At 68.9% G+C, this 12830-nt stretch carries 15 protein-coding genes; 8 read left to right on the plus strand and 7 right to left on the minus strand.

The features are described 5' to 3' along the window. The first annotated feature begins 38 nt into the window (after nt 1-38). The 3 genes from AC07V5_RS00390 to AC07V5_RS00400 all read left to right on the plus strand — a co-directional run bounded on the left by AC07V5_RS00390 (nt 39) and on the right by AC07V5_RS00400 (nt 2449). Entirely contained in the window at nt 39-440 is a 402-nt protein-coding gene (locus tag AC07V5_RS00390; protein ID WP_495113490.1) for a MerR family transcriptional regulator, read from the plus strand. A gap of 154 nt (nt 441-594) precedes the next feature. After that, complete coding sequence (locus AC07V5_RS00395) at nt 595-1332, plus strand: TonB family protein (protein ID WP_495113491.1); 738 nt, start codon at nt 595-597, stop codon at nt 1330-1332. A 97-nt stretch (nt 1333-1429) separates the two neighbouring features. After that, on the plus strand, nt 1430-2449 hold the full coding sequence (locus AC07V5_RS00400; RefSeq protein ID WP_495113492.1) for an SGNH/GDSL hydrolase family protein: 1020 nt from the start codon (nt 1430-1432) through the stop codon (nt 2447-2449). Here AC07V5_RS00400 and AC07V5_RS00405 read toward each other — a convergent pair. After that, a complete protein-coding gene (locus tag AC07V5_RS00405; protein ID WP_495113493.1) occupies nt 2411-3325 on the minus strand; it encodes a LysR family transcriptional regulator in 915 nt (304 codons plus the stop codon). The genes AC07V5_RS00400 and AC07V5_RS00405 overlap by 39 nt on opposite strands. Nucleotides 3326-3441: 116 nt before the next feature. On the opposite strand from AC07V5_RS00405, the gene AC07V5_RS00410 reads away from it, so the two are divergent. From AC07V5_RS00410 to AC07V5_RS00420, 3 genes are read left to right on the plus strand one after another with little or no spacing between them, the layout of a single operon-like run. Next, a complete protein-coding gene (locus AC07V5_RS00410; RefSeq protein WP_495113494.1) occupies nt 3442-4047 on the plus strand; it encodes an FMN-dependent NADH-azoreductase in 606 nt (201 codons plus the stop codon). Nucleotides 4048-4056: 9 nt separating this feature from the next. Further along, nucleotides 4057-4926 carry a pirin family protein gene (locus AC07V5_RS00415; protein WP_495113495.1) on the plus strand — a complete coding sequence of 290 codons (870 nt, stop codon included), beginning with the start codon at nt 4057-4059 and terminating at the stop codon, nt 4924-4926. A gap of 32 nt (nt 4927-4958) precedes the next feature. Continuing rightward, complete coding sequence (locus AC07V5_RS00420; RefSeq protein WP_495113496.1) at nt 4959-5858, plus strand: LysR family transcriptional regulator; 900 nt, start codon at nt 4959-4961, stop codon at nt 5856-5858. Here AC07V5_RS00420 and AC07V5_RS00425 read toward each other — a convergent pair. The 3 genes from AC07V5_RS00425 to AC07V5_RS00435 all read right to left on the minus strand — a co-directional run bounded on the left by AC07V5_RS00425 (nt 5855) and on the right by AC07V5_RS00435 (nt 8018). Then, nucleotides 5855-6775, minus strand: a complete 921-nt coding sequence (locus AC07V5_RS00425; protein WP_495113497.1) for a pyridoxamine 5'-phosphate oxidase family protein — start codon at nt 6773-6775, stop codon at nt 5855-5857. The genes AC07V5_RS00420 and AC07V5_RS00425 overlap by 4 nt on opposite strands. A 5-nt stretch (nt 6776-6780) precedes the next feature. Continuing rightward, nucleotides 6781-7407: a glutathione S-transferase family protein gene (locus AC07V5_RS00430; protein ID WP_495113498.1), complete on the minus strand. Its 627-nt coding sequence runs from the start codon at nt 7405-7407 to the stop codon at nt 6781-6783. Nucleotides 7408-7505: 98 nt separating this feature from the next. Then, nucleotides 7506-8018 (minus strand): GNAT family N-acetyltransferase, encoded by a 513-nt coding sequence (locus tag AC07V5_RS00435; RefSeq protein WP_495113499.1) that lies wholly within the window; start codon nt 8016-8018, stop codon nt 7506-7508. A gap of 37 nt (nt 8019-8055) precedes the next feature. Here AC07V5_RS00435 and AC07V5_RS00440 point away from each other — a divergent pair, with 37 nt between their 5' ends. Both AC07V5_RS00440 and AC07V5_RS00445 read left to right on the plus strand, forming a co-directional pair. After that, entirely contained in the window at nt 8056-8667 is a 612-nt protein-coding gene (locus tag AC07V5_RS00440) for a DUF938 domain-containing protein (RefSeq protein WP_495113500.1), read from the plus strand. Between the two features lie 15 nt (nt 8668-8682). Then, nucleotides 8683-9423, plus strand: coding sequence for a sulfite exporter TauE/SafE family protein (locus AC07V5_RS00445; RefSeq protein WP_495113501.1), 741 nt, complete (start codon nt 8683-8685; stop codon nt 9421-9423). Nucleotides 9424-9809: 386 nt separating this feature from the next. Here the strand turns inward: AC07V5_RS00445 and AC07V5_RS00450 are convergent, their stop codons facing one another. Genes AC07V5_RS00450 through AC07V5_RS00460 form a run of 3 tightly spaced genes read right to left on the minus strand, consistent with a single transcriptional unit; the run spans nt 9810 to nt 12829 of the window. Then, nucleotides 9810-10322 (minus strand): O-acetyl-ADP-ribose deacetylase, encoded by a 513-nt coding sequence (locus AC07V5_RS00450; RefSeq protein ID WP_495113502.1) that lies wholly within the window; start codon nt 10320-10322, stop codon nt 9810-9812. Nucleotides 10323-10325: 3 nt separating this feature from the next. After that, nucleotides 10326-11057 carry an ABC transporter ATP-binding protein gene (locus AC07V5_RS00455; RefSeq protein ID WP_495113503.1) on the minus strand — a complete coding sequence of 244 codons (732 nt, stop codon included), beginning with the start codon at nt 11055-11057 and terminating at the stop codon, nt 10326-10328. Continuing rightward, nucleotides 11054-12829, minus strand: a complete 1776-nt coding sequence (locus tag AC07V5_RS00460) for a branched-chain amino acid ABC transporter ATP-binding protein/permease (RefSeq protein WP_495113504.1) — start codon at nt 12827-12829, stop codon at nt 11054-11056. Before AC07V5_RS00460 ends, AC07V5_RS00455 begins: the two co-directional genes overlap by 4 nt. Nucleotide 12830 lies beyond the last annotated feature (1 nt).

Genomic DNA, 12830 nt, shown 5'->3' on the forward strand with positions numbered 1-12830 from the left:
TGGACTTAGACTGACGTTAACGTCAATTGAGTGTAGCCATGCCCTCCCGCAAGCCTGTCGCCGCTGCGACCGAAACCACCTTCACGATCACGGAACTCGCCGCGGAGTTCGACATCACGCCGCGCGCCATCCGCTTCTACGAGGACATGGGCCTGCTGGAGCCCGGCCGCAAGGGCCGCAACCGGGTCTACACGCCGCGCGACCGCACCCGGCTCAAGCTGACGCTGCGCGGCAAGCGCCTGGGCCTGGCGCTGCAGGAGATCAAGCAGCTCGTCGACATGTACGACAGCCAGGCCAGCGCCGCGCCGCAGCTGCGCGCCTTCCTGGTCATCCTGGCCCAGCACCGTGACCAGCTCGAACAACAGCGCCACGACATCGAAGTCACGCTGGCTGAGATCCAGCAGCACGAGAAGCGCTGCCGAGCCTTGCTGGGGGCCTGAGTCGTCGGCCAAGCGTGACGCTTTGCCGGGAGAGGCCTCTAATTGCGTCGCATGGGGGACAAACCCCGCTGACGCCGTCCCACAGTCTGACTAGAGTCCGCCCCTCGACCGGGGTGGCATTTGCCACTGGCCGACATGTCTTTGTGGAGCTGTCATGACACTCGGACCGCGCCCCTCCCTGGCGCTCGCCCTGCCCGCCATCGCGGGCGCCCTGCTGATGCTGGCCCAACCCGCCAGCGCACAACAAGAAGCCCCGAAGGCCGATAGCCTCGAGCGCGCGCAGAAGGCCGCCGATGCGGTCTTCCACTGGATCAAGCTGAATGCCGACAAGGGCGCCAGCCGGCAGCAACCGGCTCCCGCCCCTGCACCCGCTCCCAAGAAGCCGGCACCCGTGGCCGCCGCGCCCAGGCCGGCACCCGCACCCAGCGCTTCGCCCGCACCGGCCGCAATTGCCGCCGCAACCACCGCCGTTGCTGCGCCGCCTCCCGTCATTGCGACCGCGGAGCCCGAGCCCGATCGCGCGCCCGTCATGCTCGCCTCCGCAGCGCCGATGCCCACTCCCGCGGCACCGATGGCCGCTGCAGCCCAGGCCGTGGAACCTCCTCCCAAGGCCGCCGCCCAGGAAGAGGTCGAGGAGCCGTTGAAGCTACTGTCCAAGGTCGACCCGACCATTCCCCGCCAGCTGCAGCAGGGCGCCGTGCGCAACGGCTATGCCCAGGTGCAGTTCACCGTCTCTCCTGACGGCTCGGTCCAGCAGGCCTCGGTCATCAAGGCCAGCCACTCGCGCCTGGGCAACGCCGCCATCGACGCCGTTCGCCAATGGCGCTTCGCCCCCATTCGCAAGGCCCGCGAGGCGGCCGTCGAAGTCGCCTTCAACAGCGAGAGCGACTGATTTCAGTCTCGGAGCGCCACGTATTGACGCGGCGGCCGCGGCCGGAGATGCTCCCTTAAGCTGCCAGCAGTTCTGCGGCAATCTTCAGGGAGTTTCCATGTCCATCCGTATGCTCGCCCGCGCGCTCGCGGGCTTCGGCTTTTGTGCGGCCGCCTTGTCGGTCTCGGCCGGCCCCTACTCCGGCCTCGTCGTCTTCGGCGACAGCATCTCCGACAGCGGCAACAACGCGCTGCTGCTGAGCAACTTCGGCACCCAGCCGCTGCCGCCCGTCAATATCGCCAACGACGGCACCTACAGCCAGATCCCGTCCAGCGCCGGCACCTACTCCAACGGCATGGTGTGGACGCAATACCTGGCCCAGTCTCTCGGCGTCGCGTTTGCGCCGTCGCTGGCGGGCGGCACCAACTTCGCCTTCGGTGGCGCACTGACCGGCGTGGATGGCACGGAGATTCCGGCCATCCCGGGCTTCCCGTTCAGCATGCGCACCCAGGTCAACAGCTATCTCGGCGCCACCAGCAATCTGGCCGACCCGAATGCGCTCTACATCGTGGCCGGCGGCGGCAACAACATCCGGGTGGCACTGGAGGCCATTGCAGCCGGCGCGGATCTCAACGCCACTGCAGCTGCCACGGTGGCAGGCTACGCGGCCGACATGGCCGGCCTGGTTGCCGACCTGAAGACGGCAGGCGCCCATCATGTGCTGGTGGTGAACACGCCCAACTTTGGCCTGACGCCGCTGGCCAATGCCATGGGCATTGGCAGCTTTGCCACGGGCCTGAGCTTCGCGATGGATACAGCCCTGGCGGGCGCACTGGCCGGCACCGGCGTGCAGACCTTCGACTTGTTCAGCTTCATGACTGGCGTCGTCGGTGCGGGCCCGGCCTCGGGCTTCAGCAACTGGACGAATGCCTGCGCCGCGGCGGTCAACGCCTGCGACGTCAACACCTCGTTGTTCTGGGATGGCATCCACCCGACCACGCTGGCGCACCAGCAATTGGCCAACGCCGTGCTTGCAGCGGCCGTGCCTGAGCCCGACGTGGCGGCGCTGTTCGCGATCGGCCTCTTCGTCGTTGCTGCTTCAAGCCGGCGGCGCCGGGCAGGTGTCCAGCAAGGCTGACATCGCCTCCAGAAACACCCGGGTGCGCAGCGGCATCAGCCGCCGCTCCGGGAACACCGCCCAGCAGGTCGAGCCGGGCAGATGCCAGTCCGGCAGCACGCGCTGCAGCCGGCCCAGGGCCAGCGCGTCGCTGACGATGAGGCGGTCGATACCGGCGATGCCGACACCGCCCTCCGCCAGCTGCGCCAGCAGGCTGGGTGCATTGGCCAGCGTGCGCTGCGCCGGCCGGGCCACATAGGGCTCCGCACCCTCGCGCTGCAGATGCCAGGGCACGGGCTCGCCGGTGCGGGTCAGCAGCATCAGCCCGTGCATCGTGTCCAGCGCCTGCGGGAGCAGCGGCTCGCCAACGCGCTCCAGGTAGCCCGGCGACGCATACAGCCCCCAATGCGTCGTCGCCAACCGCCGCGCGGTGAGCTGGCTTTCTTCGCCCAGCGGCCCCATGCGGATGGCGAGATCAAAGCCCTCACCAATGATGTCCACGCGCCGCGGCGTCAGGTCCAGCTCCAGCTGCACCTCGGGATAGGCCAGGGCGAACTCGGCCAGCATGCCGGCGGCCACCTGCTGGGCGAAGTCGGCTGGCATGCTGACGCGCAGCCGGCCACTGGGCTTGCGCTGGCGGTGCAGGGCCAGCGCCAACGCGCCGTCAACCTCCGACGCCACGGCCCGCGCGTGCTCCAGCACGCCGGCGCCGAAGTCCGTCAACGTCAGCTTGCGCGTCGTGCGCTGCAGCAGCTTCTCGCCCAGCCGCGCCTCCAGCGCCGCGATGCGCCGCGACACGGTGCTTTTGGGCCAGTGCACCCGCTCGGCGGCGCGACTGAAGCTGCCGGCCTCCAGCACGCGGGCAAACAGCAGCAGGTCGTCGGCATCGGATTCCATTCATCATCCCTCATTGATCCATAGGCGGAACAATCTTATGCAAATCGACGGCTTCCGGTGTTGATTGCGCAACCCTAGAGTTCATCCCATCGCAACCCCACCCTTCGGAGCCCCAGATGAACATCCTGCAAATCAACGCCAGCGCCCGCCGTGCCACCGACAACGACGGCTCGGTCTCGACCCGCCTGGCCAATGAGCTGACCGCCGGCCTGCGCGCTGGCAACACAGCCGCTACCGTCACCGTGCGTGACCTGACGCTGACGCCCCAACCCGTGCTCGACGAAGCCGCCCTCGGCGCCCTGTTCACGCCGGCCGACAAGCGCAGCCCCGAGCAAGCCGCCCGTGTCGCGCTGGACGATGCGCTGATCGCCGAACTGCAAGCTGCCGACACCGTCGTCATCGGTGTGCCGATGTACAACTTCAACGTCACCGCCCAGTTCAAGAACTGGATCGACGCGGTCGCCCGCGCCGGCGTCACCTTCAAGTACAGCGAGAAGGGCCCGGTCGGCCTGCTGACCGGCAAGAAGGTGTTCATCGTCACCAGCCGCGGCGGCATCCACCGCGACCAGCCGAGCGACCAGATGACGCCCTATCTGCGCACCGTGCTGGCCTTCCTGGGCATGACCGACGTCGAGTTCGTCTACGCCGAGGGCATGGCCTTCGCCGCCGAACAAGGCCTGGCCGCCGCCCGTTCGCAAATCACCCAACTCCTCGCAGCCTGAAAGAAAGCCATGAGCACCGTCGCTACGTCCCTTTTGACCCAACCGCGTGAGGTCGAGCGCCTTGTCGCCGGTCAGCCGACCAGCGACGGTGCCGGTGTCAAACTCAACCGCGTGCTGACGCAGAACCTGCAGCGCCGGTTGGACCCCTTCCTGATGCTCGACGCCTTCGGCACGGACAACCCGGACGATTACATCGCCGGCTTTCCCGACCACCCGCACCGCGGCTTCGAGACCATCACCTACATGCTCAACGGCCGCATGCGCCACCGCGACTCGGCCGGCAATGAAGGCCTGATCAGCGATGGCGGCGTGCAGTGGATGACCGCCGGCCGCGGCGTCATCCACAGCGAGACGCCCGAGCAGAACGCGGGCCGCATGGCCGGCTTCCAGCTCTGGCTGAACCTGCCGGCCAAGGACAAGATGCGCGCGCCCTGGTATCGCGACGTGGCCAGCAACGAGGTGCCCGAGTTCGAACGCGATGGCGTCAAGGCCCGCGTCATCGCCGGCGACAGCCATGGCGTGACCGGTGCCGTGCAGCGCGACAACACCGAGCCGCTGTATCTGGACCTGCACTTCGCGCCCGGCGCCCGCTTCGAGCAGCTGCTGCCGCCCGAGTTCAATGCCTTCGTCTATGTCTACGAAGGCGCCTTGAAGTTCGACAGCGGCTGCCTGCAGCCCGAAGGCCGCATGGCCATCCTGGCCAACACGCCCGGCAGCGACGGCGTGCGCCTGCAGGCCGGCGACAAGCCGACCCGCGCGCTGCTGATTGCCGGCAAGCCGCTGGGCGAGCCCATCGCACAGTACGGCCCCTTCGTCATGAACACCGAGGCCGAATTGGTGCAGGCGGTGCGCGACTTCCAGGCGGGCCGACTCGCCTGATCGCTGCTCCATGCCGGGCCAAAATGCCCGGCATGGATCGCCTGCAAGCCATGGAAGTCTTCGTCGCCGTCGTCGACAGCGGCGGCTTCGCCAGCGCGGCGCGCAAGCTGGACCTGTCGGCCCCCGTCGTCACGCGCGCCGTGGCCGAGCTGGAAGAGCGGCTCGGCCTGCGCCTGCTGACACGCACCACCCGCAGCGTGCGCGTGACCGAGGCCGGCGCCCGCTATGCCGATGACTGCCGGCGCATCCTGGCCGACGTCAGCGATTCCGAGGCCGCCACCAGTGGCAGCCGCAGCCAGCTCAAGGGCCTGCTCAGCGTCACGGCGCCGGTGCTGTTCGGCAATCTGCATGTCACGCCCATCGTCACCGACTATCTGCGGCGCTACCCGGACGTCGACGCGCAATGCGTCTTCGTCGACCGCGTCGTCAACCTCGTCGACGAGGGCCTGGACGTGGCCGTGCGTATCGGCGAGCTGCCCGACTCCTCGCTACGCGCCGCCGGCGTCGGCCAGGTCAGACGCATGCTGCTGGCCTCGCCCGGCTATCTCGCCGCGCATGGCCGCCCGGAACGGCCCGAGGACCTGAGCGAGCATGTGCTGATCCAGCCCACGCAGGTCGCGCCCTACCCCGAATGGCGCTTTGCCGAGGGCGGCCGGCCGCTGGTGCAGCGCATCCGGCCGCGGCTGCGCACGACGACCAATGACGCGGCCCGCTCCTTCGCCCTGGCGGGCCTGGGCATCGTGCGCCTGCTCAGCTACCAGGCCGCCGATGCGTTGGCCCGCGGCGATCTGATCCCGTTGCTGGAGGGTTTCGAGCCCGCGACCATCCCCGTCCACGTCGTGCATCACGAGGGCCGGCACATGACGCAGAAGGTGCGCGCCTTCGTGGACCTCGCGGTGGACACGCTGAGGGCAAATCCAGCCCTGCGCTAGCCGCGGAGATTCTGCGAGGCCCAGTCGCGGAAACGCCAGCGCAGCGGCAGCGTGTCGCGCAGCCACCAGCCCTCGTCGAGATGGAAGCGCCAGGCGCGCTCGGCATCGTCGTCAAGCGCGGCCAGTTCCGGGCCGTCCCAGACGATTTCCGCGCGGCCCGTCAGCGTCAGCAGATCGCCGCGCTCGAAGTCGATGAAGAGCAGACCGGCGCGGCCGTCGAGCTGCAGATTGCCCAGGGTCATGAACATGCGGTTGCCCGAGTAGTCGGGCACCAGCAGCGTGCGTGCGTCCTCTTGCATGGCGAAGCCTGCCGGACCGCCGCGGTGCGACACATCCGCCCCGGCCGAGCCCGCATGCGTTGCGATGAACAAGGTGTCGGCGGCGGCGATCAGCCAGGCCGCGTCGCCGTCCAGGCTGTCCACGCGCTCGATGGCGCGCGGCCGCGTGTCCGCCGCATCGCGCACCCATTCGACCTCGCGGCCCTGGATGTACTGCGGGCAGTTGCCCACCGTCTGGCTCACGTGCAGCCGCAGGCCCTCGGGGCCAACCGCCACCAGCTCGCCGTTGACGCGGTTGCGCCGGCGCGTGTGCAGCTCGATGCCCAGCAGGCCCAGCGGCGCACCCGGCGTCATGCCGGCCGCGGCGGGGTCGCCCGCGATGGGCGTGGCGGCGAAGGTCAGATGCCAGGCATCCGGCGCCTGCACGAAGCCCGGCTGCCCCACCAACATCGTGGCCCAGGGGCGGCCTGCAGGATCGACGCTGCCGGCCAGCATCAGCGGCAGTTGCTCGTAGAAGCGCTGGTGCTGCTCGGGCATGTGGTCGCGCACGACGCGGCGGCCGATCTCGTCCATGCGCTCGGCCACGCCGAGGCGCGTTTGCACGGCGACCTCGCCGGCGTGGAAGGGGGCGGTGTCCATGGCGGTCAGGCCGCGGCGCGCAGGCCGGCCGGCGTGGTCTTGAAAGCTACGAAGCCCGGCAACGCTTCGACCCGGGCCAACCAGGCACGCAGCTCGGGGTAAGGTGCCAGGTCCACATTGCCCTCGGGCGCGTTGACGATGTAGCTGTAGCCGGCGATGTCGGCCAGCGTGGCGTGATCGCCGACCAGGAAGGGCCTGCGCGACAGCTCGGCCTCCATGACCTTGAACAGGCCATGGGCACGGGCGATGACTTCGTCGGCATTGAAAGGCGCGCCGAACACCGTGACCAGGCGGGCCGCCGCCGGCCCGAAGGCAATCAGCCCCGAGGCCACCGACAGCCAGGCCTGCACCGCGGCACGGCCGGCGGCGTCCTGCGGCAACCAGCGGCCGGCGGGGTCGTACTTGCCGGCCAGGTAGACGAGGATGGCCGTGCTGTCCCAGACGAAGTGCCCGTCGTCCTCCAGCAGCGGCAACTGGCCGAAGGGATGGCGGCTGACGAACTCAGGCGTCTTGTGCGCGCGGGCCGCGAGGTCCACGTCGACGAGTTCATGCGGCAGACCCAGCAGGGACAGCGCGAGCTCGGCGCGGTGGGCGTGGCCGGACAGGGCGTGGCGGTAAAGCTTGAGGGTCATGGAAGGCTCCGTTGCAGATGGCGCCACTGTGCCCAGCGCCACCCCGCAGCGAAACGGCGCGCGCCGCAAGTCATTCTTTCCGCCGCCGACGGGAGTCTTCAGTCCAACCGGCGCCCCACCAGCACCAGGTCCTTCTCCACACCCTCCAGCCGCGCCACCCGCGGCATGAAGCCCCAGCGCTCGAAGCCGTGCTTTTCGAACAGGCGCAGGCTGCCGATGTTGGAGGCAAAGATGGTCGCCGTCAGCGTCTCGATGCCCAGCGCGGGCGAACGTGCAATGGCCTGTGCCAGCAGATAGCTGCCCAGGCCTTTGCCTTGGTAGTCCGGGTGCAGATAGACGGCCAGGTCGGCGGTGATGAAGTAGCCCGGCCTCTCGTTCATGAAGTGGAAGAAGCCGAGATAGCCGATGGCACCCTGGCCGGGTTTGTCGCTGTCCTCGGCCACCCACAGCGGCCGCTGGCCGGGCGTGTGCTGCTCGAAGGACGTGCGGCGCCGGGCCACGGTGGTCGGTTCGAGGTCGCAGCTGCAGGTGCGCGTGGCGACGGCGAAGTTGTAGATGTCGACGATGCGCGGCAGGTCGTCGGCGATGGCGTCACGGTGCAGATAAGCCATGGCGGCAAGGTTAGCGAAGCCAGGGCAAGATGCCGCCATGGACAACCCTCGCCGCCACAGCCCCGCCGCCGAACGCAACGGCCCGCCCATCCTCGCGGCCCTGCAGCGCCTGCTGCCGCCCACGGGTTTGCTGCTGGAGATCGCCAGCGGCACGGGCCAGCACGCCGCCTTCTGCAGCGAGGGCCTGCCCGGTTGGCAATGGCAGCCGAGCGACTTCGATGCAGCGTCGCTGCCGTCGATTGCCGCCTGGTGCGAAGGCCTGGCCCGCGTGCGCCCGCCCATCACGCTGAATGTGCTCGATGCCGACTGGCCCGGCGTGCCCGCACAGGTCGATGCGATCTACTGCGCCAACATGATCCACATCGCGCCCTGGGCCTGCACGGCGGGGCTGATGCAGGGCGCTGCGCGGCATCTGGCGCCTACAGGCCTGCTGATCACCTACGGCCCCTACATCCTCGACGACATGCAGACGGCGCCGAGCAACCTCGCCTTCGACGCCGACCTGCGCCAGCGCAACCCCGCCTGGGGCCTGCGCCGCCTGACGGACGTGGCCACGCAGGCCGCGGCGGCCGGTCTTTGCCTGCGCGAAACGCTGGCCATGCCGGCCAACAATATGCTGCTGGCCTGGGCGCGTGCCGACGCCGCCTGATCCCTTCTCCCCGACATGCTTCTTGGACTTCTCGTGCTCGCCGGCCTCTGGGCCGGCCTGCAGAACTCGCTGGCCGGTGGCGGCTCCTTCGTCACGCTGCCGGCGCTGATCCTGTCGGGCATGTCGCCGCTGGCGGCCAACATCACCTCCACCGTGGCGCTGTTCCCGGGCCAGCTCAGTTCGGGCTGGGCCGGAAGGCGCCTGGTGGTCGGCACGGCGACGCTGTCATTCCGTGCCCTGGTCATCATCAGCCTGCTCGGCGGCGCGGTGGGCGCCTGGCTGCTGCTCAACACACCGTCCTCGGTGTTCGCGCGCCTGGTGCCCTGGCTGGTGCTGTTCGCCACCAGCGTGTTCGCCTGGGGCAGCTTTTTGCGCAAGGCACCGGCGGCCGACCATCACCTGAGCGCCCGCACCACCGCGGTGATGCAGTTCCTCATCGCCATCTACGGCGGTTACTTCGGCGGCGGCATCGGCTTCCTGATGCTGGCCGCGCTGACGGTGGCGGGCATGCCCACCCGCAACGCCGGCGCGACGAAGAACGTGCTGGCCGGCGTCATGAACGCATCGGCCGTGGCCTTGTTCGTGCTGTCACCCGAAGTGCACTGGCTGCAGGCCGTGGTGCTCGGCGGCAGCGCCGTCGTGGGCGGGCTGGCGGGCGCCTGGGCGCTGCATCACGTCAACGAGAAGGCGCTGCGCATCGCCATCGTCGCGCTCGGCGTGGCGCTGACGGTGGGGCTCTTCCTGCGGCCGATCTGACTGCTCTGCGCCAGTGCCGCCGGCGTCAGCCTTTGCTGCAGCGGCAGGCCGCTTGAGCCGATTGGCAAGCGCAGCCGGCTGCGCAGGCGCAGCTCATGGCCGCCGACTGTTGCGGGTTTGCCGAGGCCTGGCAGCCGCAGCTGCAGGCGGCGCCAGGGCAGTCGACGCATTGGCAGGAGGCGGTGGTGGGTTGTTGCATGAATGACTCCGTTGAGTGAACAAGATGCGGACTGGCTTGTCCGTGGAATGAATTCTGTTCACCAAGGGAGTCGCTGGCTTGAACGAAACGGCTGATCTGCGAGCACGCCACAGCGGCTCATCTGTCTCCCAGTCGCTTCCGTCATCTCTTCGTCGCGCAGGCTCACCAGTCGTTGCGAGATCAGGCCTCAGGGCGAGGCGAATGCCTGTTCGTAGACTTGCAGATCGCCTGCCGAGAAGCAGCAAAAAATGACCTGCTGGATGCTGCCGTGCGAGGCGGCCTCTGCGCGCACGGTCTCGATGGCAACGCGCGCTGCCTGCTCGATCGGGTAACCAAAGATGCCCGTGCTGATGCTAGGGAAGGCCACTGTCACTGCCTGCTGGGAAGCGGCCAGCTTCAGGCTGTTCCGGTAGCAGGAAGCCAGCAGTTCGGCCTCGCCATGTGCACCGCCACGCCACACGGGGCCTACGGTGTGGACGATGTGGCGAGCCGGCAGGCGATAGCCGCGCGTCAGTTTGGCTTCCCCTGTCTTGCAGCCGCCCAACAAGCGGCATTCGTGCACCAGGTCCGGCCCAGCCGCACGATGGATCGCACCATCCACGCCACCGCCACCCAGCAGCGACGAGTTGGCCGCGTTGACGATGACATCAACGGCCAGCTTCGTGATGTCGGCCCGTTCAGCCTTGAGGCTGGCTACCAACGCTCACTCCTTGCGCCCCGCCCCGAGGTAGGTTTCGATAACCCGCGGATCCGCCGCCAGCTGATCCGCCGGCCCGCTGAGCCCGAACTCCCCCGTCTCCAGCACATGCCCATGGTCCGCCACGCGCAGCGCGGCGCGGGCGTTCTGCTCGACCAGCAGGATGCTGACGCCACTCGCGCGCAGGTCCTCGACGATGGTGAAGATCTCGCGCACGATCAGCGGCGCGAGACCCAGACTGGGCTCGTCCAGCATCAGCAGCTTGGGTTGGCCCATCAGCGCGCGGCCCAGGGCCAGCATCTGGCGTTCGCCGCCGGACAGCGTGCCGGCTTGCTGCTTGCTGCGTTCTTTGAGCCGCGGGAAGCGCGTGTAGACGCTGTCCATGCCATCGCGCCAGCGCTTGTCTCCCAGCTTCTTGGGCCGCCAGCCACCCAGCAGCAGGTTGTCCTCCACCGTCATCGTGCCGAACAGCTCGCGCTTCTCGGGCACCAGGGCCAGGCCGGCGAGCACGCGCTCTTCCAGCGTCAGCTTGGCGATGTCTTCGCCGGCAAAACGCAGCGTGCTGCTGCGCGACGGGATCAGGCCCATCAGCGCGCCGAGCAGCGTGGACTTGCCGGCACCGTTGGGGCCGATGACGGTGACGACGCTCTTCTCGGGTGCCGAGAAGCTCAGCCCATGCAGCACCTCGGCGCGGCCATAGCCGGCGTGGAGATCGGTAACTTCGAGCAGCGCGCTCATTCGTCTGCTCCCAGGTAGGCGGCACGCACGGCCGGGCTGGCCTGCACTTCGGCGGGCGTGCCATCCATCAGGTAGCGGCCGAACTCCATGACGACGATGCGGTCGGTCAGCTTCATGACGAAGTCCATGTCGTGCTCGACCAGCAGCAGCGACAGGCCCTCGGCCTTGAGCTGCTTCAGCACCTCGGCGAGGGCTTCCTTCTCCTTGTGGCGCAGGCCGGCGGCGGGCTCGTCCAGCAACAGCAGTGAGGGGTCGCTGGCCAGGGCCCGGGCGATCTCGACGAGGCGCTGTGGGCCAAGCGCGAGATTGCCGGCCAGTTCATGGGCCTGCTCGGCCAGGCCGATGCGGCGCAACTGGCGCATGGCCTCGGCGCGCGCCCGCGCCTCCTCGGCCTTGTTCAGGCCGAGCATGGCGCTCAGCGTGCCGCTCTTGGTGCGCAGGTAGGTACCCAGCGCGACGTTCTCCAGCACCGTCATGTCAGGCACCAGCTTCACATGCTGGAAGGTGCGGCTCAACCCGGCACGCGCGATGTCGCGGCTCTCGCGGCCGTCCATGCGCTGGCCCAGCAGCTCGACCTCGCCGCTGGTGAGCGGCAGCACGCCGGAGACGAGGTTGAAGGTGGTGCTCTTGCCCGCGCCGTTGGGGCCGATGAGGCCGACGATGTCGCCGGCGCGGATGGCGAAGCTGATGTCGTTGACGGCGACCAGCCCACCGAACTGCTTGCGGATCTTGCGCACGTCGAGCAGCGCAGCGCCTGGCGGCGGGTGACTGCGCGCGCTCAGGGCCGGCACGCTCTCATCCACGGCGCGCTTGCCTGGCGCCGGCAGCCAGCGCGCGATCAGCGGCCACAGGCCATCCGGCGCAAAGCGCAGCACCAGCACCAACACGACGCCGAAGACGATGATTTCGTAGTTGCCCGAGCCACCGAAGACGAGCGGCAGCACGACCTTGAGCTGATCCTCGGCCAGCTTCACCAGCGCCGCGCCGGTGAAGGCGCCGCCCACCGTGCCGATGCCGCCCAGCACAGCCATGAAGAGGTACTCGATGCCGAACTTGATGCCGAAGGGCGAGGGGTTCACGCTGCGCTGCATGTGGGCGTAGAGCCAGCCCGACACCGAGGCCAGCAGGGCCGCGACGACGAACATGATCAGCTTGTAGCGGAAGGTCGATGCGCCCATGGCCTCGGGCATGGTCGAGCCGCCGCCGCGGTTGGTGTTGAGCGCGCGCATGATGCGGCCCGGCCGCGAGTCCAGCAACCGTGTGACTCCCAGGGCCGCGAGCAGGGCCGCCAGCCAGATCAGCAGATAGATGCGGCGCTCGCTCTGGAAGCTGAAGTCGCCGATGGCCAGCGCCGGCAGGCCCAGCAGGCCGTCGTACTTGCCCAGGGCCTCCAGGTTGCCGACGAGGTAGTACAGCGCCAGGCACCAGCAGATGGTGGCCAGCGGCAGGTAGTGGCCCGACATGCGCAGCGTCAGCGCACCAATGACAAGGGCCAGCACCAGCGTGACGGCCAGGCCGGCAATGAGGCCCAGCCAGGGCGACAGGCCCAGCACCGTCGTCAGATAACCCGTGGCGTAGGCGCCGATGCCGGCGAACGCGGCCTGGCCGAAGGAGGTGAGGCCGCCCACGCCGGTCAGCAGCACGAGGCCAAGCACGACGAGGGAGAACAGGCCGATGTAGTTGAGCTGGGTGATCCAGAAGTCGGGCACCGGGGCGAAGGGGAGCACCAGCAGCACGACGGCGGCCGCAACCGACAGATGAGTTCGGTTCATG

The sequence above is a fragment of the Roseateles sp. GW821-FHT02E12 genome (assembly GCF_059421665.1).

Excerpts from the sequence above, each read along its gene's own strand:
- AC07V5_RS00445 (WP_495113501.1), top strand. The coding sequence starts at position 8,683 with ATGCTTCTTGGACTTCTCGTGCTCGCCGGCCTCTGGGCCGGCCTGCAG.
- AC07V5_RS00435 (WP_495113499.1), bottom strand. The coding sequence starts at position 8,018 with ATGGCTTATCTGCACCGTGACGCCATCGCCGACGACCTGCCGCGCATC.
- AC07V5_RS00455 (WP_495113503.1), bottom strand. The coding sequence starts at position 11,057 with ATGAGCGCGCTGCTCGAAGTTACCGATCTCCACGCCGGCTATGGCCGC.
- AC07V5_RS00395 (WP_495113491.1), top strand. The coding sequence starts at position 595 with ATGACACTCGGACCGCGCCCCTCCCTGGCGCTCGCCCTGCCCGCCATC.
- AC07V5_RS00420 (WP_495113496.1), top strand. The coding sequence starts at position 4,959 with ATGGATCGCCTGCAAGCCATGGAAGTCTTCGTCGCCGTCGTCGACAGC.
- AC07V5_RS00425 (WP_495113497.1), bottom strand. The coding sequence starts at position 6,775 with ATGGACACCGCCCCCTTCCACGCCGGCGAGGTCGCCGTGCAAACGCGC.
- AC07V5_RS00410 (WP_495113494.1), top strand. The coding sequence starts at position 3,442 with ATGAACATCCTGCAAATCAACGCCAGCGCCCGCCGTGCCACCGACAAC.
- AC07V5_RS00405 (WP_495113493.1), bottom strand. The coding sequence starts at position 3,325 with ATGGAATCCGATGCCGACGACCTGCTGCTGTTTGCCCGCGTGCTGGAG.
- AC07V5_RS00415 (WP_495113495.1), top strand. The coding sequence starts at position 4,057 with ATGAGCACCGTCGCTACGTCCCTTTTGACCCAACCGCGTGAGGTCGAG.
- AC07V5_RS00390 (WP_495113490.1), top strand. The coding sequence starts at position 39 with ATGCCCTCCCGCAAGCCTGTCGCCGCTGCGACCGAAACCACCTTCACG.
- AC07V5_RS00460 (WP_495113504.1), bottom strand. The coding sequence starts at position 12,829 with ATGAACCGAACTCATCTGTCGGTTGCGGCCGCCGTCGTGCTGCTGGTG.
- AC07V5_RS00440 (WP_495113500.1), top strand. The coding sequence starts at position 8,056 with ATGGACAACCCTCGCCGCCACAGCCCCGCCGCCGAACGCAACGGCCCG.
- AC07V5_RS00400 (WP_495113492.1), top strand. The coding sequence starts at position 1,430 with ATGTCCATCCGTATGCTCGCCCGCGCGCTCGCGGGCTTCGGCTTTTGT.
- AC07V5_RS00430 (WP_495113498.1), bottom strand. The coding sequence starts at position 7,407 with ATGACCCTCAAGCTTTACCGCCACGCCCTGTCCGGCCACGCCCACCGC.